Annotated in this window: 24 protein-coding genes; 18 read left to right on the top strand and 6 right to left on the bottom strand. The window is 34.6% G+C overall.

Features of this window, described 5'->3' with window-relative positions; translation table 11 throughout:
* The 5 genes from JZO69_RS13030 to JZO69_RS13010 form a co-directional block, all read left to right on the top strand.
* Nucleotides 1-678: bacterial Ig-like domain-containing protein (locus JZO69_RS13030; RefSeq protein WP_207113300.1), on the top strand; the 678-nt coding region annotated here is incomplete at its 5' end.
* Nucleotide 679: 1 nt separating this feature from the next.
* Entirely contained in the window at nucleotides 680-1,033 is a 354-nt protein-coding gene (locus JZO69_RS13025; protein ID WP_207113299.1) for an EF2685/EF0750 family sortase-dependent surface protein, read from the top strand.
* The gene (locus JZO69_RS13020; protein ID WP_207113298.1) at nucleotides 1,005-1,442 is read left to right on the top strand and encodes a hypothetical protein; all 438 of its coding nucleotides are present in this window, start codon (nucleotides 1,005-1,007) and stop codon (nucleotides 1,440-1,442) included. The genes JZO69_RS13025 and JZO69_RS13020 overlap by 29 nt, the downstream gene beginning before the upstream one ends.
* 40 nt (nucleotides 1,443-1,482) lie before the next feature.
* Entirely contained in the window at nucleotides 1,483-2,331 is an 849-nt protein-coding gene (locus JZO69_RS13015; protein ID WP_347401596.1) for a WxLIP family cell surface protein, read from the top strand.
* Between the two features lie 43 nt (nucleotides 2,332-2,374).
* Nucleotides 2,375-4,030, top strand: a complete 1,656-nt coding sequence (locus JZO69_RS13010) for a lectin-like domain-containing protein (RefSeq protein WP_207113296.1) — start codon at nucleotides 2,375-2,377, stop codon at nucleotides 4,028-4,030.
* A gap of 597 nt (nucleotides 4,031-4,627) precedes the next feature.
* On the opposite strand, the gene JZO69_RS16675 is transcribed toward JZO69_RS13010, so the two are convergent.
* Nucleotides 4,628-5,095 carry a hypothetical protein gene (locus JZO69_RS16675; protein ID WP_242586819.1) on the bottom strand — a complete coding sequence of 156 codons (468 nt, stop codon included), beginning with the start codon at nucleotides 5,093-5,095 and terminating at the stop codon, nucleotides 4,628-4,630.
* Nucleotides 5,096-5,352: 257 nt separating this feature from the next.
* On the opposite strand from JZO69_RS16675, the gene JZO69_RS13000 reads away from it, so the two are divergent.
* The 5 genes from JZO69_RS13000 to dhaS all read left to right on the top strand — a co-directional run bounded on the left by JZO69_RS13000 (nucleotide 5,353) and on the right by dhaS (nucleotide 9,546).
* The gene (locus JZO69_RS13000; protein WP_207113295.1) at nucleotides 5,353-5,952 is read left to right on the top strand and encodes a site-specific integrase; all 600 of its coding nucleotides are present in this window, start codon (nucleotides 5,353-5,355) and stop codon (nucleotides 5,950-5,952) included.
* Nucleotides 5,953-6,115: 163 nt separating this feature from the next.
* Nucleotides 6,116-6,718, top strand: coding sequence for a protein adenylyltransferase Fic (fic, locus tag JZO69_RS12995; protein ID WP_207113294.1), 603 nt, complete (start codon nucleotides 6,116-6,118; stop codon nucleotides 6,716-6,718).
* A 511-nt stretch (nucleotides 6,719-7,229) separates the two neighbouring features.
* The gene (locus tag JZO69_RS12990) at nucleotides 7,230-8,096 is read left to right on the top strand and encodes an ABC transporter ATP-binding protein (RefSeq protein WP_207113293.1); all 867 of its coding nucleotides are present in this window, start codon (nucleotides 7,230-7,232) and stop codon (nucleotides 8,094-8,096) included.
* An 11-nt stretch (nucleotides 8,097-8,107) separates the two neighbouring features.
* Nucleotides 8,108-8,869, top strand: coding sequence for a hypothetical protein (locus JZO69_RS12985; protein WP_207113292.1), 762 nt, complete (start codon nucleotides 8,108-8,110; stop codon nucleotides 8,867-8,869).
* A gap of 134 nt (nucleotides 8,870-9,003) precedes the next feature.
* Entirely contained in the window at nucleotides 9,004-9,546 is a 543-nt protein-coding gene (gene dhaS / locus JZO69_RS12980) for a dihydroxyacetone kinase transcriptional activator DhaS (protein WP_207113291.1), read from the top strand.
* A 66-nt stretch (nucleotides 9,547-9,612) separates the two neighbouring features.
* Here dhaS and JZO69_RS12975 read toward each other — a convergent pair whose 3' ends face one another.
* Entirely contained in the window at nucleotides 9,613-10,605 is a 993-nt protein-coding gene (locus JZO69_RS12975; protein WP_207113290.1) for a dihydroxyacetone kinase subunit DhaK, read from the bottom strand.
* A 211-nt stretch (nucleotides 10,606-10,816) separates the two neighbouring features.
* On the opposite strand from JZO69_RS12975, the gene dhaK reads away from it, so the two are divergent.
* The 8 genes from dhaK to JZO69_RS12935 all read left to right on the top strand — a co-directional run bounded on the left by dhaK (nucleotide 10,817) and on the right by JZO69_RS12935 (nucleotide 18,789).
* The gene (gene dhaK, locus JZO69_RS12970; RefSeq protein WP_207113289.1) at nucleotides 10,817-11,800 is read left to right on the top strand and encodes a dihydroxyacetone kinase subunit DhaK; all 984 of its coding nucleotides are present in this window, start codon (nucleotides 10,817-10,819) and stop codon (nucleotides 11,798-11,800) included.
* Between the two features lie 35 nt (nucleotides 11,801-11,835).
* Complete coding sequence (dhaL, locus tag JZO69_RS12965; protein ID WP_207113288.1) at nucleotides 11,836-12,423, top strand: dihydroxyacetone kinase subunit DhaL; 588 nt, start codon at nucleotides 11,836-11,838, stop codon at nucleotides 12,421-12,423.
* The gene (dhaM, locus tag JZO69_RS12960; protein WP_207113287.1) at nucleotides 12,416-12,784 is read left to right on the top strand and encodes a dihydroxyacetone kinase phosphoryl donor subunit DhaM; all 369 of its coding nucleotides are present in this window, start codon (nucleotides 12,416-12,418) and stop codon (nucleotides 12,782-12,784) included. The genes dhaL and dhaM overlap by 8 nt, the downstream gene beginning before the upstream one ends.
* 18 nt (nucleotides 12,785-12,802) lie before the next feature.
* Complete coding sequence (locus tag JZO69_RS12955) at nucleotides 12,803-13,933, top strand: glycerol dehydrogenase (RefSeq protein ID WP_207113286.1); 1,131 nt, start codon at nucleotides 12,803-12,805, stop codon at nucleotides 13,931-13,933.
* Nucleotides 13,934-14,268: 335 nt separating this feature from the next.
* Nucleotides 14,269-16,860 carry a bifunctional lysylphosphatidylglycerol flippase/synthetase MprF gene (mprF, locus tag JZO69_RS12950; RefSeq protein ID WP_207113285.1) on the top strand — a complete coding sequence of 864 codons (2,592 nt, stop codon included), beginning with the start codon at nucleotides 14,269-14,271 and terminating at the stop codon, nucleotides 16,858-16,860.
* Between the two features lie 116 nt (nucleotides 16,861-16,976).
* On the top strand, nucleotides 16,977-17,309 hold the full coding sequence (locus JZO69_RS12945; protein WP_207113284.1) for a hypothetical protein: 333 nt from the start codon (nucleotides 16,977-16,979) through the stop codon (nucleotides 17,307-17,309).
* 142 nt (nucleotides 17,310-17,451) lie between these two features.
* Nucleotides 17,452-18,375: a ribonucleoside hydrolase RihC gene (gene rihC / locus JZO69_RS12940; RefSeq protein ID WP_207113283.1), complete on the top strand. Its 924-nt coding sequence runs from the start codon at nucleotides 17,452-17,454 to the stop codon at nucleotides 18,373-18,375.
* Between the two features lie 27 nt (nucleotides 18,376-18,402).
* The gene (locus JZO69_RS12935; RefSeq protein WP_207113282.1) at nucleotides 18,403-18,789 is read left to right on the top strand and encodes a hypothetical protein; all 387 of its coding nucleotides are present in this window, start codon (nucleotides 18,403-18,405) and stop codon (nucleotides 18,787-18,789) included.
* A 178-nt stretch (nucleotides 18,790-18,967) separates the two neighbouring features.
* Here JZO69_RS12935 and JZO69_RS12930 read toward each other — a convergent pair whose 3' ends face one another.
* From JZO69_RS12930 to JZO69_RS12915, 4 genes are all read right to left on the bottom strand, one after another.
* Nucleotides 18,968-20,056, bottom strand: coding sequence for a hypothetical protein (locus JZO69_RS12930; RefSeq protein WP_207113281.1), 1,089 nt, complete (start codon nucleotides 20,054-20,056; stop codon nucleotides 18,968-18,970).
* Nucleotides 20,049-20,567: an RNA polymerase sigma factor gene (locus JZO69_RS12925; RefSeq protein WP_207113280.1), complete on the bottom strand. Its 519-nt coding sequence runs from the start codon at nucleotides 20,565-20,567 to the stop codon at nucleotides 20,049-20,051. Before JZO69_RS12925 ends, JZO69_RS12930 begins: the two co-directional genes overlap by 8 nt.
* Before the next feature lie 280 nt (nucleotides 20,568-20,847).
* Nucleotides 20,848-21,870 (bottom strand): amidase domain-containing protein, encoded by a 1,023-nt coding sequence (locus JZO69_RS12920; RefSeq protein WP_207113279.1) that lies wholly within the window; start codon nucleotides 21,868-21,870, stop codon nucleotides 20,848-20,850.
* Nucleotides 21,871-21,931: 61 nt separating this feature from the next.
* On the bottom strand, nucleotides 21,932-22,357 hold the full coding sequence (locus JZO69_RS12915) for a hypothetical protein (RefSeq protein ID WP_207113278.1): 426 nt from the start codon (nucleotides 22,355-22,357) through the stop codon (nucleotides 21,932-21,934).
* Nucleotides 22,358-22,521: the final 164 nt, after the last annotated feature.

The following is a 22,521-nucleotide window of genomic DNA, read 5'->3' as shown; positions in this document are numbered from 1 at the left end:
TCTGAGTTTACAGTAACGGTAAAAGAAGACAAAACCAATATTAAAACAAAAGATAGTACACTATACGTCGGAGAAAAATGGAATCCAGAAGATAACTTTGTCAGTGCAACGGATGAAGATGGAAAGGAAATACCGTGGGAAGACTCACGTATTACAAAAAATGGAGGAAGTATTGATACGAGCAAGTCTGGAGTTCACAAGATCAAGTACACGAATAAAGGAAAAGTGAAGGATGTAGATTCTGAGTTTACAGTAACGGTAAAAGATAAATTAACTTTGACTGTATCAGAAAAATTAAATTTTAATGAAGTGAAGAAATCAAATAAAGAACAGGTAGTGAGACGTGAAGAAGTAGATAAGCTAAAAGTTACGGTTAATGATGGGAGCAGAAAGGGAGGTTGGCGATTAACTGCGCAAATTAATAGTTCGAAAGACAAGTTGTCACCATATGTAATTTTTAGAGATAAAAATGAAAATGATTATCATTTAGATGGATCGGTTACAAATATCTATGTACAACCGAGACAAGAACATCCCTTAGAGTCAAGCAAAATAGATATTGCTGAGAAATGGAAAAAAGATACAGGAATTTTATTGAAAATCCCTTCGAAAAATCCATTAGCAATTAATTGCACCTACAAAACGACAATTACTTGGAATCTTGTGGAGGGACCGTAGTATGAAAAAAAGTTTTATAAATTTATTTTTAGTACTAGGTATCACGGTATCCTTATGTAGTTCTTATCTATATGTCTTTGCAGATGAAATAGAGACTAATGTGACGGTTAGAATTTTACGTGATGACACTACACAATCAGAAATCTCGAAAGAACAGAATAGTAACAAAGAGTCAGAGAAACAAAAAATATCAGAAGAGACAGTACAGTCAAGGTTTAACAAAAAATTTCCAAAAACAAACGAGTTAATTACCCCACTAATTTCAATAATAGGAATACTACTTATTTTATTGTGTTTAAGTGGAATATATATAAATAAAAAAAGAAATGGAGAGAATAATAATAAAAAAAATTAGTTTAACAGTAGCAGGTATTGCAGTAGTCGGGATTTTAGGATTAGGGCAATCGGCATATGCTGATGAAACAAGTGCATCAGTAAACGTTAACTCAGGCGGAATTAAGATTTCTCAAGCTACAGATATTACTTTTAACGATGTAACTATATCAAAAGAAGCAGCAACAGTGACTGAAAAAGAGAAATCAAGTATTTCAATTGAAGATTTACGTGGAGAGAGTAGCAAAGGTTGGAGATTGACTGCTAAATTAAAAGATGAAAATTTTAAAGGAATGGCGTTAAACATTTCTCCTGAGGTTATATCAAATACTGCCGTTGAAAAAGCTGGAATAACAGCTAACTTAAATTCACATGAACAACCTATTGCATACGTTGCAGATACTGACATCAAATACACCAATTTTACCTGAGAATCAGAATACAAATATACCTAGTTATTTCGATTTAAATGTGAAACCAGATCAAAAGCAAAATCTCATGATTAATATTAAGAATAATTCTGAAGAGAACGTCAAATATAATATCTACGTAAACACGGCTGTTACTAATCAAAATGGCATTATAGATTATTCTATATCAGATTTTGAGAAAGATAAATCGATGAAAGTGTCCTTGAAAGATTGTATAGTCATAGAAGAACCACAAGTAGAAATTCCTGCTAACAGCGAAAAAATAGTTTCTTTAGCATTAAGTGTCCCAGAAATACCTTTTGAAGGAATAGTTTTAGGCGGAATAACAGTTGAACCGACAGCTAGTGAAGGTAAAGAAGGGGTAAACAATGTGTTTACCCGTACTTTAGCTGTTCAGCTCTCAGAGTCACGTGAGACAATCATTCCTAAATTAGAAAGCGGAGCCGTAAAGATTTCACAAGAAAATTTAAGAAATAATATCAAATTTGAATTAAGAAATACTTCGCCGACAATTATTTCAAAAATCAAAGCAAAAATATCAATAATAAATCAAAGAGATAAAAAAACTGTTATTGAGCAAACGAAAGAACCGTTAAGTTTTGCTCCGAATTCGATATTTTTCCTTATGACTGAGTGGAATGAACAATTCAAGCCTGGAAAATATACGTACACTATAAATTTAAGTGATGAAGAAAAAAATAAATGGAAGTTTACAAAGAACTTTGAAATTAAAGAAGAAGTAGTAAAAAAATTAAATAAAACTTCCGTGGATCAGCAAAATAGTTCCAGTAATGACCCTTTTCTGTCTATAACAATTCTTATTCTAATAGGAACATTGTTATGGCTAGTATTAAAAATTGTAAAAAAGAATAGTCTTAAAAAAAATTGAGATCATTCTTTGATGAGTAAAATAGTAATGAGGAGATGTTATAATGAAACGTAATTTATTAGGAAAGCTCTTTTTAGTAGGTGCTATGATTTTATCTTCTGGGATTTTCCCAGTAATGGCAAGAGCTAACAACTCAGAAGATTCAAATGATATAGACAACTTATTTAGATTTAATGGAACTGCTGTACAATTAAATTCTAATACGGCCCGGTTAACTGCTGATAAAACGACACAGGCAGGAGCTTTAACTGGAAAAGCGGGCCTAAATATGAAAAATGATTTTTCTTTGGATATGGATGTTAATTTAGGATCAAATGAATTCGGGGCTGACGGAATTGGAATTGCATTTCATCAGGATACTATAGGTGCGATAGGTGCGTATGGTGGAGGTCTAGGAATAAGAGGATTGAAACAGGGAATTGGATTTGAGTTAGATACATTTTGGGAAGCACCAGATGATCAAGATCCATCATTTGGACATGACCAAATGAAGGGAGCTCATGCAGGTTTCGTTTCTACTGATTCTTCTAAGGAGGTTTTAACTGCGTTATCACCAATGCAATATATTGCTCGACCAAACGGAACTTTCAAAAATATAAACATCAAATGGCAGGCAAACAAAAATCTATTAACAGCAGATTATGACGGCAAACACTTTGAGTTAAAAAATCCAGATATAAATAAAAGTGTAAAATATACCTTTACTATTGCAGCAGCAACAGGTCGAAGCCACAATGCCCATACTGTACGAATTAATAAGTTTGATGCATCCTTTACAAAACCAAAATTGACAGCCAATGATATATCCGTTCTTAAAAATTCGTTGTTTGATCCTTTTGATCCAAAAATAGGTCTAAAAGCTACAGATGAAAAAGATGGAGATATTACTAATAAGATTCGTGTGACAAAAAATGATGTGAATACAGCAAAAGCAGGTTTGTATCATGTTACCTATGAAGTAACAAATAGTCAAGGCGAGACAGATTCTAAAATTATTTCAGTTACAGTTAACGAGCCAACTTCAAAACCAAAATTGACAGCCAATGATATATCCGTTCTTAAAGATTCGTTGTTTGATCCTTTTGATCCAAAAATAGGTCTAAAAGCTACAGATGAAAAAGATGGAGATATTACTAATAAGATTCGTGTAATAAAAAATGATGTGAATACAGCAAGAAAAGGTTTGTATCATGTTACCTATGAAGTAACAAATAGTCAAGGCGCGACAAATTCTAAAATTATTTCAGTTACAGTTAACGAGCCAACATGGCCAGAAGGTGCTCCTAACGGTTGGAAAAATTTTGCTGGTAAGAATCTAAAATTATTAAAAGATCCAAAAAATTCATTATTTGGAGATTATGTGTTCTATTCCAAACAACAAGCAGCCATTTACAAACAATTTAAAGGGTTAGATTCGTTTAAACCAGGAAAGTATCGTGTTAGCGTATATGCGAAAGGCGTATCAGATAGTATACCAACTTTACCATTGAAAGTTAGCTTAAAGAAAAAGCCCTCTTCAGGTGAAAGTAGAACGCTACTATTAGCTAATCCATTAAGTTCTGGTGAAAAAGTTGAAAAAGGTTATTACAAAGCATCAGCTGACGTTATTATTTCTGCTGATGAAGTAAGTCCTTTGATAACAGTAGAAAATTATCAAGGTGGGTATATCGCGGGAATATTTATTGAACCCATAAAATAGAAATCTTTGGTCTGATTCCTAGAGGAATTTTCCTCTAGGTTTTTTTATTTTCTTAAAAAAAACGGATCAAAAATAGAATGTACTTACTTTTAAAATACCTTAATCAACGCTGCCTGATAGACATCTACTTTATTAGAGGATAAAATATAAGGGGCACTTCTCCAGACTTTTGCAGCTTCTCTGTTCCCTATCTCGATTATGCCATAGTCTTCAGAAACCTTTGAATTGATTTCTTCTATTATATTAAAAGGAATCGCAATCCATAAATAATTCATATACTGTTGGTATTATCTACTATTGAAAGACCGATGAATATCTTCTTCAGATAAAATCACTTCAATAGAATGTAGGTTTAATTGATGAGGCTGGCTAGTATAGTTTTCAATAACTAAAAAGTCTATAGTATGTGATCGATCAGTAATTGAAGAGTAAAACGAAAAATTAGGCAACAGGTTATAAACTTTCTTCTGAGCGTGAACCGTTAAATTATTTATACCAGCGTCAAAGAAGTTATTTAACCAAGAGCTATAGGTCAATGAGATCGCAATATCTGATACAGATATTGCGATCTCTTTTTCTCCTTTAGAGCAGCCAACTTCAGAGTGGCTGTTTTTTGATTATGCTGCCTGGTTCATTCTGCCGGATTGTTTTTACTGATTTCCAAGCACTCAGTAAATCAGATCGTTTTAGCTCTCGATGCAATACTTTATCCATTAAATCGTCTTTAATGTCTTTGTTACCCTGACTGATCTTTTCGACCAATTCAAAGTTATCTGGACTGACTTCGACGTCTTCGATTCTTGGGACAGATAGTCCTTTCTTTTTTGCTCTCGTTTGATAATCGAAATAAATCTCGCCAGCTTTTTTTCGTTTCCATATTAAGGACTCGGTTACGCCAGACTCGTAAGCCAAGTGTCTGATCCAGCGAGTAAAAGATAAATGTTCTGGTTTCCATAAAGCATCCAATTCGACTTCTCGGATTAATTCAAATAATCGTACCCAGGAGCGTTTATCTTTAATGAGTATTTTTTCAATTTCTTCTTCAATCATTTTGATGTTCTTCATAAAAAACTCCTTTCTCAATAGTTACTATAACGTGTTATAGTAACTATTACAAATAAATATAATTCAGTTAAAATAGATGATTTTTATGAATAAGACACAACTATGTTGTGTCTTATTCGTGAAAATGGGCTAAAGATAGATGGCTCTAAGGGTTATCCATTATATGAGTAGCCCTTTAGATTTATAGATTGTTTGAATAAGACTAAATCTATAGTATAATAAGATTAAGTCATATTACTTAAATGAGGGATATTTACATGAAAATTGTCCAACCAATCAGAGAAAAAAAGCAAATTGATGCAATGAAAGCCATTTTGTCTTCTGGAAAAATGGGACCAAGAAATATGTTACTATTTTCGATTGGAATAAATACCGCTTATCGCATTTCAGATTTACGTCGATTAAAATTATCAGACGTGTTAATTATTTCTCGTGGTCGGGTGATCGCGAAAGAACGATTAGAAATGAAAGAGCAAAAGACCGGAAAACACAATTCCATTATTATTTCGAATAAATTGAGAAAACAGATTTTAGAGTATGCGAATGACTCCTTTCCAATCTACGTAGCAAATCATGAATTTGATCATTTTTTATTCCCAAGCCGAAAAGGAAAGGATCAGCCATTAAGCCGGCAAGCTCTTTGGGATGTATTGAGTAAAGCGGCCAAAAGTATGGGAATGAAGAATATTGGCAGCCACTCGATGAGAAAAACGTTTGGGTATTTTCTTTATAAGAACGGTACACACATTGAGATCATACAAGAACTGTTAAATCATTCGTCGCAGCGTGAGACATTACGTTATATTGGAATCACACAAGAGGATAAAGATACTGCAGTCATGAGCTTAGATTTATGACGCGAGTTTATTTACTATATAATAGAAGAAACACGTCATTTTTTTAACAAATAAGAGAGGATAACCCTTTTTTGGTGGGATACAAGAGTCATTCATTTGAAAGAGTAACTGTGATTTGTTTGTTACTATTCTGATATTAAAAGAGAAGAGCAGGAGGGAAAAAATGTTAACGAATAAATTAGATATTACAAATCAAGTTGAATTAGCAAGAGTAGAAGAAAAGATCAGTAAATTGAATGCAAAGAAATTATATGATAGTGGGGACATTGATAAGCTAGAAATAGGAACATTCAAAGGGCTTGCAGATATTCATCGATACCTTTTTTCAGATATTTATGATTTCGCAGGCGAAATTAGAACAGTAAATATTGCAAAAGGAAACTTTAGATTTGCGCCGGTGATGTATTTGAACGTTTCTTTAGATCACATTGATCAAATGCCACAATCTACTATTGATGAAATTGTAGCAAAATATGTTGAGATGAACATTGCACACCCGTTTCGTGAGGGAAATGGTCGTAGTACAAGAATATGGCTAGATCTCATTCTTAAACAAGAACTTAACAAAGTAATCGATTGGAACTTGATTAACAAAGAAGATTATCTTTCTGCAATGGAGCGTAGCCCGGTTAATGATTTGGAAATATCCCATTTAATTAAGCAAGCACTAACCTCTTTAATAAATGATCGTGAAACATACATGAAAGGTATTGATGTTAGCTATTACTATGAAGGATACACTGAATATAATACGGAAGACTTGTAGTCAACAAAAAGGTCAAAATAACACCAAAACTTATAGCTAAATCTATATGCCGTAAATCTACGTTATTGGTAGAGCGATTCTAAGGTCGTTTCAACTTTTGAACTGAGGTATTATCTTGAGTGAGCGCTCTGAGGATTCTCAAAAACGTCGTTTTTGGTATAAAAACTTGTGCCTTTATATTTAATGTTAAATGAATGTAGGAGTATTGTCAATTTCAAAAAGGATCATTTTTAGTAAATAAAACATAACTCTCGATTATCTGCTAATCTACTATCTATCGTTCCCTTTCTAGAATCTATGCTCAAATTAATGTACCAATAAACGACAATAAAACGTTAAATCCTCTTGTAGATACAAAAAGTTACCCACAGAACAATACCAGAAAAACTGTTAATTTCTAATCTATCCCCATATATAATAAAAAACATGATAAACTATTATTGTTAGTCTTTTTATGCTTAGGGTGATAAATCAAAAGAAAAAGACAGCAAAAAAATTAAAGGAGTTTACTATGGAAATTAAAGTAAGGGATCTAGTTATGCGCTATGGTCGTGCAGAAGTTTTGAACATTCGTTCATTGGACTTTGAAAAAGGCACGTCATATGGATTAGTTGGTCACAATGGTGCTGGTAAAACAACGTTATTTAAATGTATGACAAATATCATTGCCAATTACCAAGGAGAAATTTTGATTGATGATACTTCTGTGAAACTGCACAATGAAGTGTTATTAAATGTGGGCATTGTTTTAGATGGTATGTCTGTCTATTCGAATCGTACAGGTTGGTTCAATATCCAGTATTTTTCTGGATTACGTGGTAATTTTGACGAAGAAAAAGCGAAAGAATTGGCAAGAGAGTTAGATTTATTTACTGTGTTGGACCAAAAAGTAAAAAGTTATTCTTATGGGATGCAGAAAAAATTGATTTTATTGATTGCGTTGATGCATACACCGGAAGTTTTAATTTTAGATGAGCCGTTTCGTGGGTTAGATATTGATACCGTAAAATGGTTTAAGAAGTATTTAAAGCAGTTGACAGAAAAAGGATTAACATTAGTGATTTCCAGCCATGTCCAAAATGATTTAGAGGCATTATGTGATATCGTGTATGTGATCGACCGCGGCCGAATTTCAGAAACGATCGATATCAATGCTGAAAAAGAAAAACAAATTCGCCGGATTGATACGACCAATAATACTCGTCTAATAGAAATTTTAGATGAAGCCAATTATTATTATCAAACAGATGATGAAGGCGGCGTCAAATTGGATATCTCCGATGAACGTTGGGCACTTATAAAACAACGTTTAACAGAGGAAACAATTGAAATTTCAGAGTTATCTAAAGTGAAAATTTTAGATGAGAAATTGAATTAGGAGGGGCGAAAATGACTGGAAAACTGATTTTTAAAATGGAGTTATTTAAATTTTTACGAGATAAAAGCTTTTTGATCACCGCTGGAGTGATTGGTGTTTTGAATATTGTTGTAACATTGCTTTCATTAAATTTAACATCAATGTTTTCGGATTCGTACTATGAATCAACTGCTACAGCATCAATGATAGGGACAATCGTAATTGTTGGCGTGATCGTCTTTATTGGGAATATTATATTTGCTTACGTTTATCCATTCCACATGATTTCTATGGATTATAAGAATAATGTTATGGCTATGATGGTTGCTTCTGGTGTGAATCGACGAAAATTATTTTTTGCCAAGATTGGTGCGATTTTTATTTGTACGATTGCATTGATGCTAATGATCGCATTGATTCCTACGATTTTATTCTTGATAAAATTAGTACAATTAGATGCTTGGGACGGTTTTGCGGAGGGGTTTAATTCAGTATTTTATTATACAGATTTAAGCTTTGTGAAATTTATTTTTTCAGGATTACTTAGTTATTTAAATATGTTGATGGTGATTGCAACGGCTTGTATCATCATGAAAGGCAAAAACCTATCGTTTTTATTGTTTATGGGATTTAATATTCTTAGCAGTCTAGTCACTGGACTGTTGCAAACTTTGGCGTATTCATTTAATTTTAGTGAAACTGGAAGTTATATTTTCCAATTATTCTTGACCGTTCTTTCAATTATTGTCTTTGGCTACATCTCTTTAAGAACACTAGAAAAGCAAAATTTATAAAAGCAATTTAAAGATAAAGTTGGGCGCGATATTTCCAGCTTTATCTTTTTTTATTTGATGATAGGATCATTGATTCTCTAAATGCCGATTAACTGGTACAATAAAAGTAACTAAGAAATTAAAGGTGCAGACAAATGACAGGATCATTGATTACGAAAAAGAAAATTGCGAAGGTCTTTAAAAAACTGGTTGCAGAGATTGGTTTTGAAAAAGTGACGATCGCAAAAATCATGCAGGAAAGTAAGATGCGTCGCCAAACATTTTATGATTATTTTCAGGATAAATATGAACTGGCTGATTGGATTTTTCAACAAGAGGCAATTGAAAAGATTGAAGACAATCTAGCTTATGAAGGTTGGCAGGTTATTGTAGAAAACTTGTTTGTCTATTTTGAGGAAAATCAGATTTTTTACCGAAAGATTCTTCTTTTTGAGGGGCAAAATTCGTTTCAAGAGTATTATACTCAGCATCTAAAATTATTGATCAGTCAAGTTCTTGTGGTTAAACAAAAACCAGATACTATTGAAGAATCTGATCGTTTATTTTTAGAAGAATTTTATGCGAATGCATTTGTTTCTTTAACGACAAAATGGATCATTGAAGGATGTAAGGTCGATTCGTATCAATTTGCAGAGCAAATGAAAATAGCCTTTTTAATGGCTTTTGAAGAAAAATAATGAGCAATATGTGTAGGTGAGGGTTACACGATTGCTCATTATTTTTTGCTATTTCATATTATTTTTTCATTTCCACCCAAAGGCATCGGTCGGGGCATTTAGATACTCCAACCACTTTTCTTCTTTGATTGTTAACAAAGTTAGTGAAAGTCCATTAGTATTATAAGCAGTTAGAAAATTCCCCATTCGTTTGTAAACCACTTCGATATCTTCAATATCTAACAATTGTTGGACATCATTCATAAAAATACCAAGTTCAAGTAGGGGAAGCCCACCTAAACCGTTTACTAAGACAGCAGCTTGCTTCAAGGTTTTACGGTCGTATTGCTGTTTTAATTTATTGACAAGTTCTATCGCGATTCGCTCAGAAGACTGCATTGTTTCGATGCGGTAGCCAGGCTCTCCATGAATGCCAATTCCAAAGTACATTTCATCTTCTGCTAATTCATATTGCTGAGGAATGATGCCGATAGGAGAAGCGGGAGAAAAAGCAACACCTAACGTTTTAATTAAAGGAATCACTTGTTCACCCAATGCTTGGAGTTCATCCAACGATTTTCCTTCTGAAGCAGCGGCGCCAAGTATCTTATGAACAAAAACTGTACCAGCCACTCCGCGACGTCTTTTTTTGAATGTGCCGCTTTCGATAGAGCAATCATCGTCTACAATCACATGAGCAACGGACAAACCTTTTGCTATGGCCAAACGTTCTGCTTCGAGAAAGCTTGCTAAGTCCTTTTCAAAGTTCTTGATAATCAATAAGGTGCCGCATCCGTTGTATGTTTGTTCGATGGCTTGAAGAATTTCAGCACTGGCCGGCGGTTCAAAAATAGCGCCCATTATGGCACAATCCAACATATTTTCACCAATATAACCGACATGCGCTGGTTCATGACCGCAACCACCACCACTGATTAGAACTACTTTATTATCAGTAATTGATTTTTTTGTGACGATACCCGTTTTTGTTTGCCAGTTTAGTTTATCGTTATATGTATACGCAAGTCCGGCCAGCAATTGTTGGCGAATCTGTCTATTAGAATTGATCAATTGTTTCATTGAGCCTCTGCTCCTTTTCAGTAATATCTGTTTCTATTATACGCTGTCTTCTTGGTGAAAACTATAGTTTGATAAAAGAACGAAATGAAAGCGGACACATAAACTACTTTGTCCGTTGCAACTTTTTTTATAAACGAGTATTGTAAACGTATACAAAAGGAAAAAGCTTATCGAGCTCGTCCAACTTCGGCAGAAAACAGGAGGGAATATCATGAAAAAAATTATCAATCAAGCACAAAATGTCGTTCCAGAAATGGTTCAAGGATTTGTTCGTGCTCATCATGAAAAAATCCAGCAAGTACCAGAAACGTTTGTATTAAAACAAAAAGAAATTGGTAAACAAGTTGCTTTGATCAGCGGTGGTGGTAGCGGACACGAACCTGCTCATGCTGGTTTTGTTGGATCAGGGATGCTGCAAGCTGCTGTTTGCGGACAAGTTTTTACATCCCCAACCCCAGATCAAATTTTTGAAGGAATCAAAGCGGTTGATCAGGGACAAGGTGTTGTGATGGTCGTGAAAAATTATTCTGGTGACATCATGAATTTTGATATGGCGAAAGATCTAGCAGAGATGGAAGATATCAAAGTTGGGACAGTTGTTGTAGATGATGACATTGCGGTTGAAGATAGTACGTATACTCAAGGAAAACGCGGTGTGGCTGGTACGATTTTGGTTCATAAGATTCTTGGAGCTGCTGCACGTAAAGGAGCAACGGTGGAAGAATTAGTTGCTTTAGGTGAAAAAGTTGTTGAGAATTTAAAAACGATTGGCGTAGCTTTAACGGGTGCGACCGTTCCGGAAGTAGGCAAACCAGGTTTTGTTTTAGGGGATGATGAGATTGAATTTGGTGTAGGTATTCACGGAGAGCCTGGCTATAAACGAGAAAAAATCAAACCGTCTAAAGAGATGGCTGAAGAATTGATTTCTAAACTAAAAGCGGCATTTCAATGGAGCGAAGGTGACAAGTTTGCTATTTTAGTCAACGGGTTAGGTGGCACACCTTTGATGGAACAATATATTTTTTATGATGATGCAATGCGTTTGTTGGATGCAGAAGGTGTAGAAGTTTCATTTTCAAAAGTAGGTAATTATATGACATCTTTGGAAATGGCGGGGATTTCTGTAACATTGCTGAAAGTGGAAGAAGATTGGATAGAAGCGCTGAATGAAGTGGTTGATACAGTGGCTTGGTAAGGGCTGATATAGTTTGAAAAACGGAGGGGACTTTAATGTTTACTGTAGATAATTTAAAGAAAACACTAGACTTATTCAAAGAAAAAATCGACAAAAACAAAGACTATTTGAGTGAATTGGATACGCCGATCGGTGATGGCGATCATGGGAATAACATGGCTCGAGGAATGGAAGCTGTGAGTGAAAGTTTGCAGAGTAAAGATCCTGAAACGGTACAAGATATTTTCAAATTGACTGCAATGGCTTTGATCAGTAAAGTAGGCGGCGCTTCGGGTCCGCTTTATGGAACAGCGATGATGGAGATGGCTAAAGCTTCGGCTACAACTTCAGAGGTGTTACCGATTTTAGAAGCTGGTTTGGCGGGAATCGAAAAACGTGGAAATAGTCAGCCAGGTGAAAAAACAATGTTGGATGAATGGGCTCCGGCAATTGATGCAATTAGAAATGGCAAATTAACAGAAGCTTCACTCGAATCTGCTGTAGAAGCAACCAAAGATATCGCTGCAACGAAAGGGCGTGCCTCTTATGTAGGTGAACGTTCGATCGGTCATATTGATCCTGGTGCGATGTCTAGCATGTATTTCTTTCAATCATTAATGGAAGCAGGTGTATTCGATGAGTAATGGTGTAGTGATTGTGTCACATGTCAAAGAAATCGGCGAAGGGGTCGATCGTCTAATCAAAGAAGTGGCAAAAGATGTACCAATAACTGTTGCAGCAGGTCTGGAACAAGGAGAAGTCGGAACGTCATTTGAAAAAATCATGGATGCTTTTGAGAAAAATCCAGCACAGACTTTGCTAGCATTTTATGATTTGGGCAGTGCGAAAATGAATTTGGAAATGGCGATGGATATGACGGAAAAAGAAGTGTTACTGTTTGATACGGCTTTAGTAGAAAGCGCTTATACGGCAGCAGCTTTACTGCAAGTAGATACACCGATTGAAACCATAAAGGAGCAATTAGCCCCTTTAAAAATAAAATAAGAATAGGAGTTTGTAAACATGAGAAAAGCATTTATCAGTCCAACGAAATACGTTCAAGGTGAAGATGAGTTATTGAATTTAGGTTATTTTGTCACAACATTTGGGAAAAAAGCATTATTGATTGCACACGCAGATGATGTGAATCGAGTAAAAGACAAACTAGATAAAACTGCTGCAACTTTTGATATTTCTTTTGTAGAAAGTAATTTCCATGGAGAAGCATCACGAGTGGAAGTAGCTCGTCTGCAAAAAGTAGCCAAAGAAAATAATTGTGATTGTGTGATTGGTCTTGGCGGCGGTAAAGCAATCGATACAGCAAAATGTGTAGCCGAAGGTCATAACCTGATCATTGTACCAACGATCGTTGCGACAGATGCCCCAACGAGCCATTCAGCAGTTTTGTATACAGAAGACGGTCAATTTGATGATTATGCTTATTTCGTTCAAAGTCCAAGCGTGGTTTTAATTGATACAGTGGTTATTGCCAATGCGCCAACACGTTTCTTAGTTTCTGGGATGGGTGATGCGTTATCAACTTATTTTGAAGCAAGAGCGACGCATAATTCTTATTCTAACGTCAATGCTGGCCTGCCTTGTGGCGTGCGTGAAGGAGTCTGTCCACCAGCGAAAGGCACAAACACCGCGTTAGCATTAGCTAAATTATGTTATGAAACGATTTTAGAAGATGGGTTAAAAGCCAAAGAAGCCTCAGATAATAATGTAGTAACACCAGCATTGGAAAATATCATTGAAGCCAATATCTTACTTTCCGGTTTAGGTTTTGAAAGTGCGGGGCTTGCTGCGATTCATGCGATCCACGACGGCTTGACTGTTTTACATGATGCACATGGAGCAACACATGGTGAAAAAGTTGCTTTTAGTACGATTTGTCAGTTAGTTTTAGAAAATGCACCAAAAGCGGAGTTGTATGAAGTGTTAGATTTTGCTTTATCGATTGGGTTACCCGTTTGTTTAGCAGATTTAGGGGTGAAAGAAATTTCGGATGCAGAGCTTACAGAAGTCGCTGAGAAATCTTGTATTCCAGAAGAATCAATTCACTCAATGCCGTTTCCGATTACGATAGATCAAGTGAAAGCAGCAATTATTGTAGCTGATAAAATTGGTCAGGAATATAAAAATAAGAAATAATGCTATAAACACGTGACTGGGACAAAATTTATTCGAGTTTTATTAACATTATCCAAAATTCGAATAAATGGGTTAGGAAAGTCAGGAGTTTCAGCAATTTACTAAAAACCCCGCAATGCGTTTTATGCATTGTGGGGTTTTTAGTCCAATTGCTTGATTCCAAATGATTGTTTCATAACCTCATTTTGTTGTTAAAAAATCAAATACAAGAGCCAAACTGGAAAAAAAACACGTTATACGCTAACATATAAAAGAAAACGTATTGAGAAATTAGCGTATAAAATTGAGTATTTGACTATTTTCTTTATCTGTAGCAATAGAAAGGCGGTGAGCAGATGAAAGGTAAAATAAACCAGCTATTCCAATGGATGAAAGCACATAGTTTATTATTAAAATTGATTTTTCTTGGCTCTGTTTTGATCTTTGTAGCCAACCAAGTGACACATATTGTTCAAGGCATGACTTGGCAAGATGTATTTCATACGATGGGACAACAAAGTCGTTTTCGGATCATCGGAATGATTTTAGCAGGCTTAATCGGTGTTTTGCCGATGCTGTTATATGATCTAGTGGTGGTGAAGGTACTTGAAGAGCAAGGAAAGCCAAAAATGAATCGCTGGGAATGGTTTGTTTCTGCTTGGGTCACGAATACGATCAATAATCTTGCAGGTTTTGGCGGTGTAGTTGGAGCAACGCTGCGAGCTAATTTTTATGGGAAAGATGCACCGCGTAAAAAAGTTGTGGCAACTGTTTCTAAAGTAGCCTTGTTTATGATTTCTGGATTATCTATTCTAGCTTTTATAGCCTTTATCGATGTTTTTTTTATTCGTCCAGATAGCTCATTTAGAGAGTATTGGGTTTGGCTGCTTGCAGGAAGTTTGATTGCGCCAGCGTTGTTGTTATTTACTCAAATCAAAAAATATACACTGTTTAAAGATTTTTTCCCGAAAGGTATTTTTCTTTTGTTTGGCGCATCTTTAGGGCAGTGGCTGGGCGCAATGTTTGTTTTTTTAAGCGTAGGTGCTTTGATGAAAGTGGATGTTTCACTCATTTCGGTTTATCCAATGTTTGTGATTGCCACATTGATCGGGATGCTGACGATGGTGCCAGGTGGCATGGGAACCTTTGATGTGTTGATGATTTTAGGTTTGTCTCAGTTAGGCGTAGGCCAATCAACCGCAGTTGTCTGGCTGATTTATTATCGGTTGTTTTACTACGTATTGCCTTTTATTACGGGAATTATTTTATTTATTCATCAAACTGGAATCAAGATCAATCGATTTCTTGATAATTTGCCACGAATTTTTTCACAAAAAGCAGCACATTTTATTTTAGTGGCAGCTCTTTATTTTGCTGGGATCATGATGGTGTTACTATCAACGATCACGAATCTATCCAATGTGAGTCGCTTGTTTAAATTTTTATTGCCATTCTCTTTTGATTTCTTAGACCAAACATTCAATATGCTGATTGGATTTTTACTGTTGGGATTAGCTAGAGGCATCTCGATGAAAGTGAAAAAAGCGTATTGGCCAACGATTTGCTTATTGATTTTTGGCATTATCAATATGATTTCTAGAACATCATCGTGGCAGTTGATTCTTGTTTATTTAGTGATTCTTTCAGCTGTTTTTCTAGCGAGAAAAGAGTTTTATCGGGAAAAATTTGTTTATTCTTGGGGTGCTTTAGCAGTCGATGGGGTTTTATTTAGTTTCTTATTTATCATTTATGCTGTCGCAGGCTATTACAGTTCTCATCCAGATAAAACGGGCCCGCTGCCTCATATGTTTTTACTGTTTCCATCGGATGATGTTTGGTTTTCTGGTTTGATTGGATTAGGGATTTCAATGATTAGTCTGATCACGCTGTATCAATATTTGGCTGATACAGATAAGCGTTTAGGGGAAACGTTTCAGGAAGAACGTTTAACGACGTTGATCAACAAATATGGTGGAACGGAAGGCAGTCATCTGCTTTACTTAAAAAATTATGCTTATTTTTATTATCAGGAAAATAGCGAGGATAAAGTGCTATTCGCTTATCAAATCAAAGCGAATAAATGTTTTATTTTAGGAGACCCGATTGGAAATAAGCAAAAGTGGGTTCAAGCGACTTTGGCATTTATGGATGCGGCAGATTTGCTTGGGTATCAAGCCGCATTTTATCGAATAAGTGAAAGTTATACAATGATTTTGCATGATCTTGGGTTTAACTTTATGAAAGTTGGCGAAGCAGGGATCGTTGATTTTTCTAGTATGGATTCGACTCCAATTTCGTTGGCAACAAATAGTATGGAATTACAGCACTTAACCAATCTAGGTTATCGATTTACGATGTACCATGAACCTGTTTCTCAAGAGGTGTTTCAAGCGCTGGCAAGAGTGTCAGAAAACTGGCTAGGCACTCAGCGAGAACGGAATTTTGTGAGCGGCGGGTTTGATCAAGACTATTTACAGTTGAGTGATATTGGTATTTTACGGAATCCAGACCATGAAGTAATTGGCTTTATTAGCGCAAAACCGATCGTTGAAAATGACGAAGTTTCCTATGATTTATTACGTTATTGTGAAACAGCGCCAGAGCATGTCACAGATTTCTTGTTAACACATTTTATTGCTGACTATCAAAAACGAGGATATTCTTGCGTGAATTTGGGGACGGCGCCGTTGTCCAATGTTGGTGAAACAAAATATGCATTTTTAAATGAGCGCTTGATCAATATTTTTTATAAATATGGCGATCAAATATATGGATTCAAAGATGCGAGAAAAGAAAAAGAGCAATATGTGACTAACTGGGAACCTAGATATTTTGCTTATTCCAAACAGAGTAATGTTCTTTTTGCATTTATCCAGTTAGCGTTATTGATCGAACGTGGTAAAGGAAAAGGTGTTTCTTTGGTTGAAGAAGTACTGATCGTAACATAGAAGAATAAGGTGAGGTGAAACCAGAAAAAGGGTTGATCCTCACCTTTTTAAGTCCTAAGTACCACTAGTAAAATTATCGTAATAGCGTATAATATTTGTAAAAGGAGGTTTTTGAGATGAAACTTAGACAAGTAACCGTGAGAACTAAAGCAGAACTGGCAGTGGAGTTAGATAAGCAGACAGATGAGATTATTATTGAAGGCGATTTCAGTCAAATCATCGCAGAAATCAAAAAGGGACAATTAAATGATACGGAAACGATGGGATTTGCAGTTGGTAGCGGTGGTATTGGTATTTTGGCAGAGTACGGAGCCAGTAAGTTAATGGATATTTTTGATCCGACTACTAAAGAAGACAAAAAAATCCGCAAGCAGATCGAGCGTTTATACACGATCAAGCGTTTGACATCTGAATCATTTTTACTACATTTAAAACAGTTAGATTATTAAAAAATAGAAGAAGGCGGGAGAGCAGTTACTTTTTCTGTTTCTCGCTTTTTTATATAAAAAAGGGGAGCTTTAGCTATCTAAAATCAGTGGAGGAGAACCGCTTTTTTTAGGCAATTAGAGTCTGAAGGAAGGATAAAGTAAATTGAAAAAAACAAGAAAGATCATTATCGATACAGATCCTGGAATCGATGATGCTGTTGCGATTGCTGCTGCGTTATTTGATGAAAGGTTGGACATCAAGTTGTTCACTACAGTCGCAGGCAATGTCAGTGTGGATAAAGTGACGAAAAACTTACTTAAGCTACTCGCTTTCTGGAAGAAAGATATTCCTGTGGCGATCGGTTCTGATCGTCCTTTACTTCGTGAAGCGATCAATGCGAGTGATATTCACGGAAGCACAGGTATGGATGGATATGAATTTCCAGAATCAAAGTATGAATTACTAACAAAAAACCATGCAGTGATCGACATGTACAAAGTACTGATGGAGTCTAAGGAAAAAACGACGATTGTTGGGATCGGACCGTTAACGAATATTGCTCTCTTACTTAGAATGTATCCAGAGTGTGTGGAAAAAGTCGAAGAACTGATCATTATGGGTGGCTCTTTAGCCAGAGGTAATTATGGTGTCTTATCAGAGTTTAATATCGCTGCTGATCCAGAAGCCGCAAAAATCGTTTTCGAAAGCAAAATACCTTTAACGATGGTTGGGTTAGATGTTGGAGAAAAAGCACTGATTTTACCTAAAGAACGTGAGCAAATCCAGAAGATGAACAAAACAGGTGATATGATCGATCATTTGTTTAGTCACTATCGCGGTGGAAGTTTAGATACGGGCTTGAAGATGTATGATGGCTGTGCAATTGGGTATTTGTTGGCGCCTGAGATGTTTGAGGTAAAAGAGTCTTATGTTGGGATTGAAACGCAAGGAACGCTGACTGCTGGGGCGACATTGGTTGATTTAGATGGATATTTGGGCAAAGAGGCTAATTGTCGAGTTTGTGTGGATCTTGATGAAGAACAATTTAGGCAGTGGTTTTTAGAAGTGATTGGAAAATGTGGATGAACGCTACTGATGGGAAGGTAGGAAATTATGACTGAAAATAAGTTTAAAAATGCTACAAAGATAGATAATGCTAATTTAGTCAGAAATACGATGGCAGCGGATTCATCACAAAATGGCACTCCTGTTCCGTTTCAAAGTGGTTATTCTGAATATGAAGCTAAAAAACAAAGTCAAAGTAGCAGTGAAATCATTTTGTTTTACACTTTAGGTCTTCTTTTTTCTGTCTTAGCTTATTATTGGTTGATTAATTTTTCTGTTTTAAATGAAGAATGGCAAAATGAGGGAATTAAAGTAGCGATAGTCATATTTTCGATAGTGATAATCAGTTTTGTTTTATCTAAAATTCTGATTATATTTGGTATAAATGTAAAAAGAAGATTTTTAAATAGGTATAGTCATAAAAAGAGAATGTAACAAAAGTCGTTTAGGTTCGAGCAATTGGACTAAAAACCGTCCAATGCGTTTTATGCATTGGGCGGTTTTTAGGAAATTGCCGAAGAACCTGACTTTTTCACATTGTTTATTTGGATGTTACTTTCTGTTTTTTTAGAAATGTATTTGTAGACCCTGTGCATAGAGCATAAACGGTAGTTTATTCATTTTGAATATCAAAATATCCAATTTCTTCAATTGGTTTACCTTCAAAGTCAATTTCGTTTAGTTGAATCGTATAAACAGATGTTTTATCTAGTGCGCTTAGACTGAAAGAAGTCGTCACTTCACCAGTTTCAGTGTTATGCATTTCCGTAAAAATCTGATCATCAGTTTTAACACTATCTTTATAAAGTGTCACTGCTGGATAACTTTCTAATTGAAGAGGTGCAGTAAATTTAACAGTTGTTTGTAATGGATCATTACTCACTTTTATATCAGAGATATTACTCACATTGCTGATTTTGGTCTTCGCAGTTTGGGTCAATGGTTTGTAATCAATATCAAAACGCCAATCACCTTCATATTCCAAAGCGTTATCTACACCAAAAGGACTATTGGTTTTTGAAGCTTCCAGAAATGCTTGATCAAGTTCTTCCGCATCTTGCCAAACTAGTTTATAGATGTGAAGGGTTAATTTAGCATCCTCAGGAATTTTTTCCCGAGTAAATGTTGCTACGACGGAACCATAAAAAGTATCTCCTTCTATGCGAAAAGTAGATTGTGATGAAACACCGCCAAACATGTCTTCATCGCTATCATTAACAAACAGACCAAGCTCAATATGTTGAGCATTTGGCGCATTTTTAGTAAATATCCGATCAGGGGAACTTTGTTTTTTCAGTAACTCTTTTAGTTTTTCATCATCTAATTTAAATTGATAATCAAAAGCAAATTTTTTCTTTGTTGATACAAATTTTGTTAGTGTAATCTCACGCCCATTTTGTATACTAGTTAAATGAAGATCACTTGGTATATCGTTATTTTCTATCATAGCCACACCTGCATCTTGACTAATTCCTAAAGCATTTTTGATTGCTGTATTGCTTTGTGGGTTTATTATGACCATTAAGATTAATATTGCTACTATTGCAAGAGTAAATACAATTTGTTTCTTATATTTGATTTTCTTTTTATCTTGTTTGATTTTGTTGTGTAAGATATCTTCTCGATTCTGAACCAATGTTTTCATTACATCATTTGGAATTTCCTTTTCTTGTTTAATCATATCAATCTTCTTTTTACCCATTTTCTTCTCCCTCCAATAAAATTTTTAACTTCACTCTACCTCGTGCAAGTCTTGTTTTAACTGTGTTTTTAGATAGATTCAATTGTTCTGAAATTTCATTAATGCTAAATCCAGCATAATAGTGCAAAATGATTGGGAGCCTATATCTTTCTGGCAGTTTATTAAACTCTGATTCTAATTCAACCCTTTCGTAGTTGTTCTCTGTTGTGCTCATATAGCTTTCTTCAAATTCAAGCACTTCAACTCTCTTCTTTAAAATATCCTGAGCGATGTTGATCATTATTCTAAAAATCCAAGTATTGAATGCTGCTTCATTATGTATGTTGCTAATTTTTTGCCATGCGCGAATTTCAGTTTCTTGTAGACAATCAGCAACATCTTGATTATTTAAAAGCAATTTATAAGCAGAATTGTATAATACAACCTGATAGGCTTCACAAAGTTTTATAAACGCTTGAGCATCACCATTTTTTGCTTTTTTGACCAAACTTATTTGTAACCCCTTTTCCATAAATTTCTCCTTCCCGTTTATAGCTATTAGACTCTAATTTTGCCAAAAAGGTTTCATTGAAATTGATTTTTATTTGTTTTGTAGAAATTTACGATTAACAGTACAAAAAATCCATAAAAAGTGTTTGTCTAACGCTTTTTATGGAAATATATGAACTATTAATTAATGCTTATAAAAGCAATCAAAACTATAAAGTTATAATTAGTATGAGCTGAAATACTAATTATGTTTTTTCATTGCATATCATTATATAAATTTAGTTTGCATCATAAATACTTTTTTAAGTAAATCTGATTGATATAATTTGGTTATAATTGCTCCAGACATTAATGTTTTTCCAAGTATCATCATATCGTGCACCTGAATGCTGTGAAACACGTATATTACCATTCCCATCTTTTCTATTAACATAGGTAATATGGTTGATTTGGTATGTTCCTCTTGTGAAGTAAGCAAGAAAATCACCTGCTTTCGCATAACTATTTACTTGATTAGTTTGTCTATCACCAAAGGTTCTAGTTGGATAACCCTCTGCTGTCCAATACAATGCCCATGAATGTGCTAATCTCCAAGCAACAGTAGTATTAAAATTACCATCACAATACCATACTTGACCAGAGTCATTTCTTTTATTAACAGACATTAACCCGCTTCTTTCTAAAATTTGTGAAGCAAAATTTGTACAATCTCCATTGGTGTATTTAGGATATTGCATGCTATTATAACCCATAGCAAACTTCTTAGCATAGCTGTTCATTGCTGATAAATTTGGTTTTTTTCTGTTGAAAACAGCTGCTCTAGATCTATTTTTCTGAGAATTAATTTTATCTGCTTCTAAAAGTTGCATCATATTCTCTTGTTTAATACTTTCAAAAGTTCTTTGTAACAATTCGGTTCTATTATTTACAAATAAGTTATAGGACTCTGTATTTGTTGTTTGATCAGCTTGATAAGGGGCAATACGAGCCTGATAAACAGAAATATATTCATAAATCTCCTCTTTATTACTGAAGTCTAAAATAATTTCTTCCGAGATTATTTTATTTAAAATATCTAAGTATTCTAGATTAGTCGGGTCAACCACAATAGAATGAGAACTTAACTCATTAATAAGACTTTCTTCTGTCTCAGCAATTGTTTTCATCATGTAGCTATTGACATTTGACCTAGTTCCTTTTTTCTTTTGGATTTCTAATTGTTGGATAGTCTCGCTAATTGATTGGCCATCTTCAGCATTTGCTTCATTCCAATTATAAGACAACATTATACCTACTAGTAAAATAGTGAATAAGATTTTCTTCATTTTAAACTCCTCCTTTTTTCATTATATTATCATAAGGGAAAAGTTGTTTAAATATTAAATGTTACATACCTTTAAATATTACATACCATTTATCTGTATTTGATTTCTTCATAATCCACATATATCCCAATATTTTAGAATTTGGTGCAAAACTAGAATTCTTACCAGGATCATCTATTTTAAAATCTCCATACAATACAATATAATCTTTCAACTCATAGTCGTTAATGCTGTTTTCTTTCAAATAGTTTGTAATATCCTTAAGATATCTATTATAGTTAAAAGAAAGTTCTAACATTTCTCCACCTTTAAAGCCCTTAAAATCTTTTTTTACTGTATTAATTGCAGAATAAATTTCTTTTTTAGTAAATGATCCTGTATCCTCATCTATAGATATTTTAGCATTATCTGTAGTACCACTTTTTCCACAACTACATAAAAATACAATTAATATTACGAGCAGAAGCCATCTAATTACTTTCCTCATAGAATTCTCCTTAAATGTCCATTTTATCAATTGTAACAAAATATCAGAAATAATTAAATAGGTAGTTATTTCTGTTTATGGAGTAAGAAACGATAAAAAATTTTCTGTTATTTTATCTTATACATAAGGGAGCCATTTTTGATGTTATTTAATCAAGGAATGTA

The organism is Candidatus Enterococcus ikei, assembly GCF_017316105.1.
Classification (GTDB): domain Bacteria; phylum Bacillota; class Bacilli; order Lactobacillales; family Enterococcaceae; genus Enterococcus_L; species Enterococcus_L ikei.
This window is presented reverse-complemented; position numbering and strand designations above follow the sequence as displayed.

What these genes read in the sequence shown, in the direction of transcription:
- JZO69_RS13025 (WP_207113299.1), top strand. Translation starts at nt 680, where the DNA reads ATGAAAAAAAGTTTTATAAATTTATTTTTAGTACTAGGTATCACGGTA.
- JZO69_RS13020 (WP_207113298.1), top strand. Translation starts at nt 1,005, where the DNA reads ATGGAGAGAATAATAATAAAAAAAATTAGTTTAACAGTAGCAGGTATT.
- JZO69_RS13010 (WP_207113296.1), top strand. Translation starts at nt 2,375, where the DNA reads ATGAAACGTAATTTATTAGGAAAGCTCTTTTTAGTAGGTGCTATGATT.
- JZO69_RS16675 (WP_242586819.1), bottom strand. Translation starts at nt 5,095, where the DNA reads ATGAAGAACATCAAAATGATTGAAGAAGAAATTGAAAAAATACTCATT.
- JZO69_RS13000 (WP_207113295.1), top strand. Translation starts at nt 5,353, where the DNA reads ATGAAAATTGTCCAACCAATCAGAGAAAAAAAGCAAATTGATGCAATG.
- fic (WP_207113294.1), top strand. Translation starts at nt 6,116, where the DNA reads ATGTTAACGAATAAATTAGATATTACAAATCAAGTTGAATTAGCAAGA.
- JZO69_RS12990 (WP_207113293.1), top strand. Translation starts at nt 7,230, where the DNA reads ATGGAAATTAAAGTAAGGGATCTAGTTATGCGCTATGGTCGTGCAGAA.
- JZO69_RS12985 (WP_207113292.1), top strand. Translation starts at nt 8,108, where the DNA reads ATGACTGGAAAACTGATTTTTAAAATGGAGTTATTTAAATTTTTACGA.
- dhaS (WP_207113291.1), top strand. Translation starts at nt 9,004, where the DNA reads ATGACAGGATCATTGATTACGAAAAAGAAAATTGCGAAGGTCTTTAAA.
- JZO69_RS12975 (WP_207113290.1), bottom strand. Translation starts at nt 10,605, where the DNA reads ATGAAACAATTGATCAATTCTAATAGACAGATTCGCCAACAATTGCTG.
- dhaK (WP_207113289.1), top strand. Translation starts at nt 10,817, where the DNA reads ATGAAAAAAATTATCAATCAAGCACAAAATGTCGTTCCAGAAATGGTT.
- dhaL (WP_207113288.1), top strand. Translation starts at nt 11,836, where the DNA reads ATGTTTACTGTAGATAATTTAAAGAAAACACTAGACTTATTCAAAGAA.
- dhaM (WP_207113287.1), top strand. Translation starts at nt 12,416, where the DNA reads ATGAGTAATGGTGTAGTGATTGTGTCACATGTCAAAGAAATCGGCGAA.
- JZO69_RS12955 (WP_207113286.1), top strand. Translation starts at nt 12,803, where the DNA reads ATGAGAAAAGCATTTATCAGTCCAACGAAATACGTTCAAGGTGAAGAT.
- mprF (WP_207113285.1), top strand. Translation starts at nt 14,269, where the DNA reads ATGAAAGGTAAAATAAACCAGCTATTCCAATGGATGAAAGCACATAGT.
- JZO69_RS12945 (WP_207113284.1), top strand. Translation starts at nt 16,977, where the DNA reads ATGAAACTTAGACAAGTAACCGTGAGAACTAAAGCAGAACTGGCAGTG.
- JZO69_RS12935 (WP_207113282.1), top strand. Translation starts at nt 18,403, where the DNA reads ATGACTGAAAATAAGTTTAAAAATGCTACAAAGATAGATAATGCTAAT.
- JZO69_RS12930 (WP_207113281.1), bottom strand. Translation starts at nt 20,056, where the DNA reads ATGGGTAAAAAGAAGATTGATATGATTAAACAAGAAAAGGAAATTCCA.
- JZO69_RS12925 (WP_207113280.1), bottom strand. Translation starts at nt 20,567, where the DNA reads ATGGAAAAGGGGTTACAAATAAGTTTGGTCAAAAAAGCAAAAAATGGT.
- JZO69_RS12920 (WP_207113279.1), bottom strand. Translation starts at nt 21,870, where the DNA reads ATGAAGAAAATCTTATTCACTATTTTACTAGTAGGTATAATGTTGTCT.
- JZO69_RS12915 (WP_207113278.1), bottom strand. Translation starts at nt 22,357, where the DNA reads ATGAGGAAAGTAATTAGATGGCTTCTGCTCGTAATATTAATTGTATTT.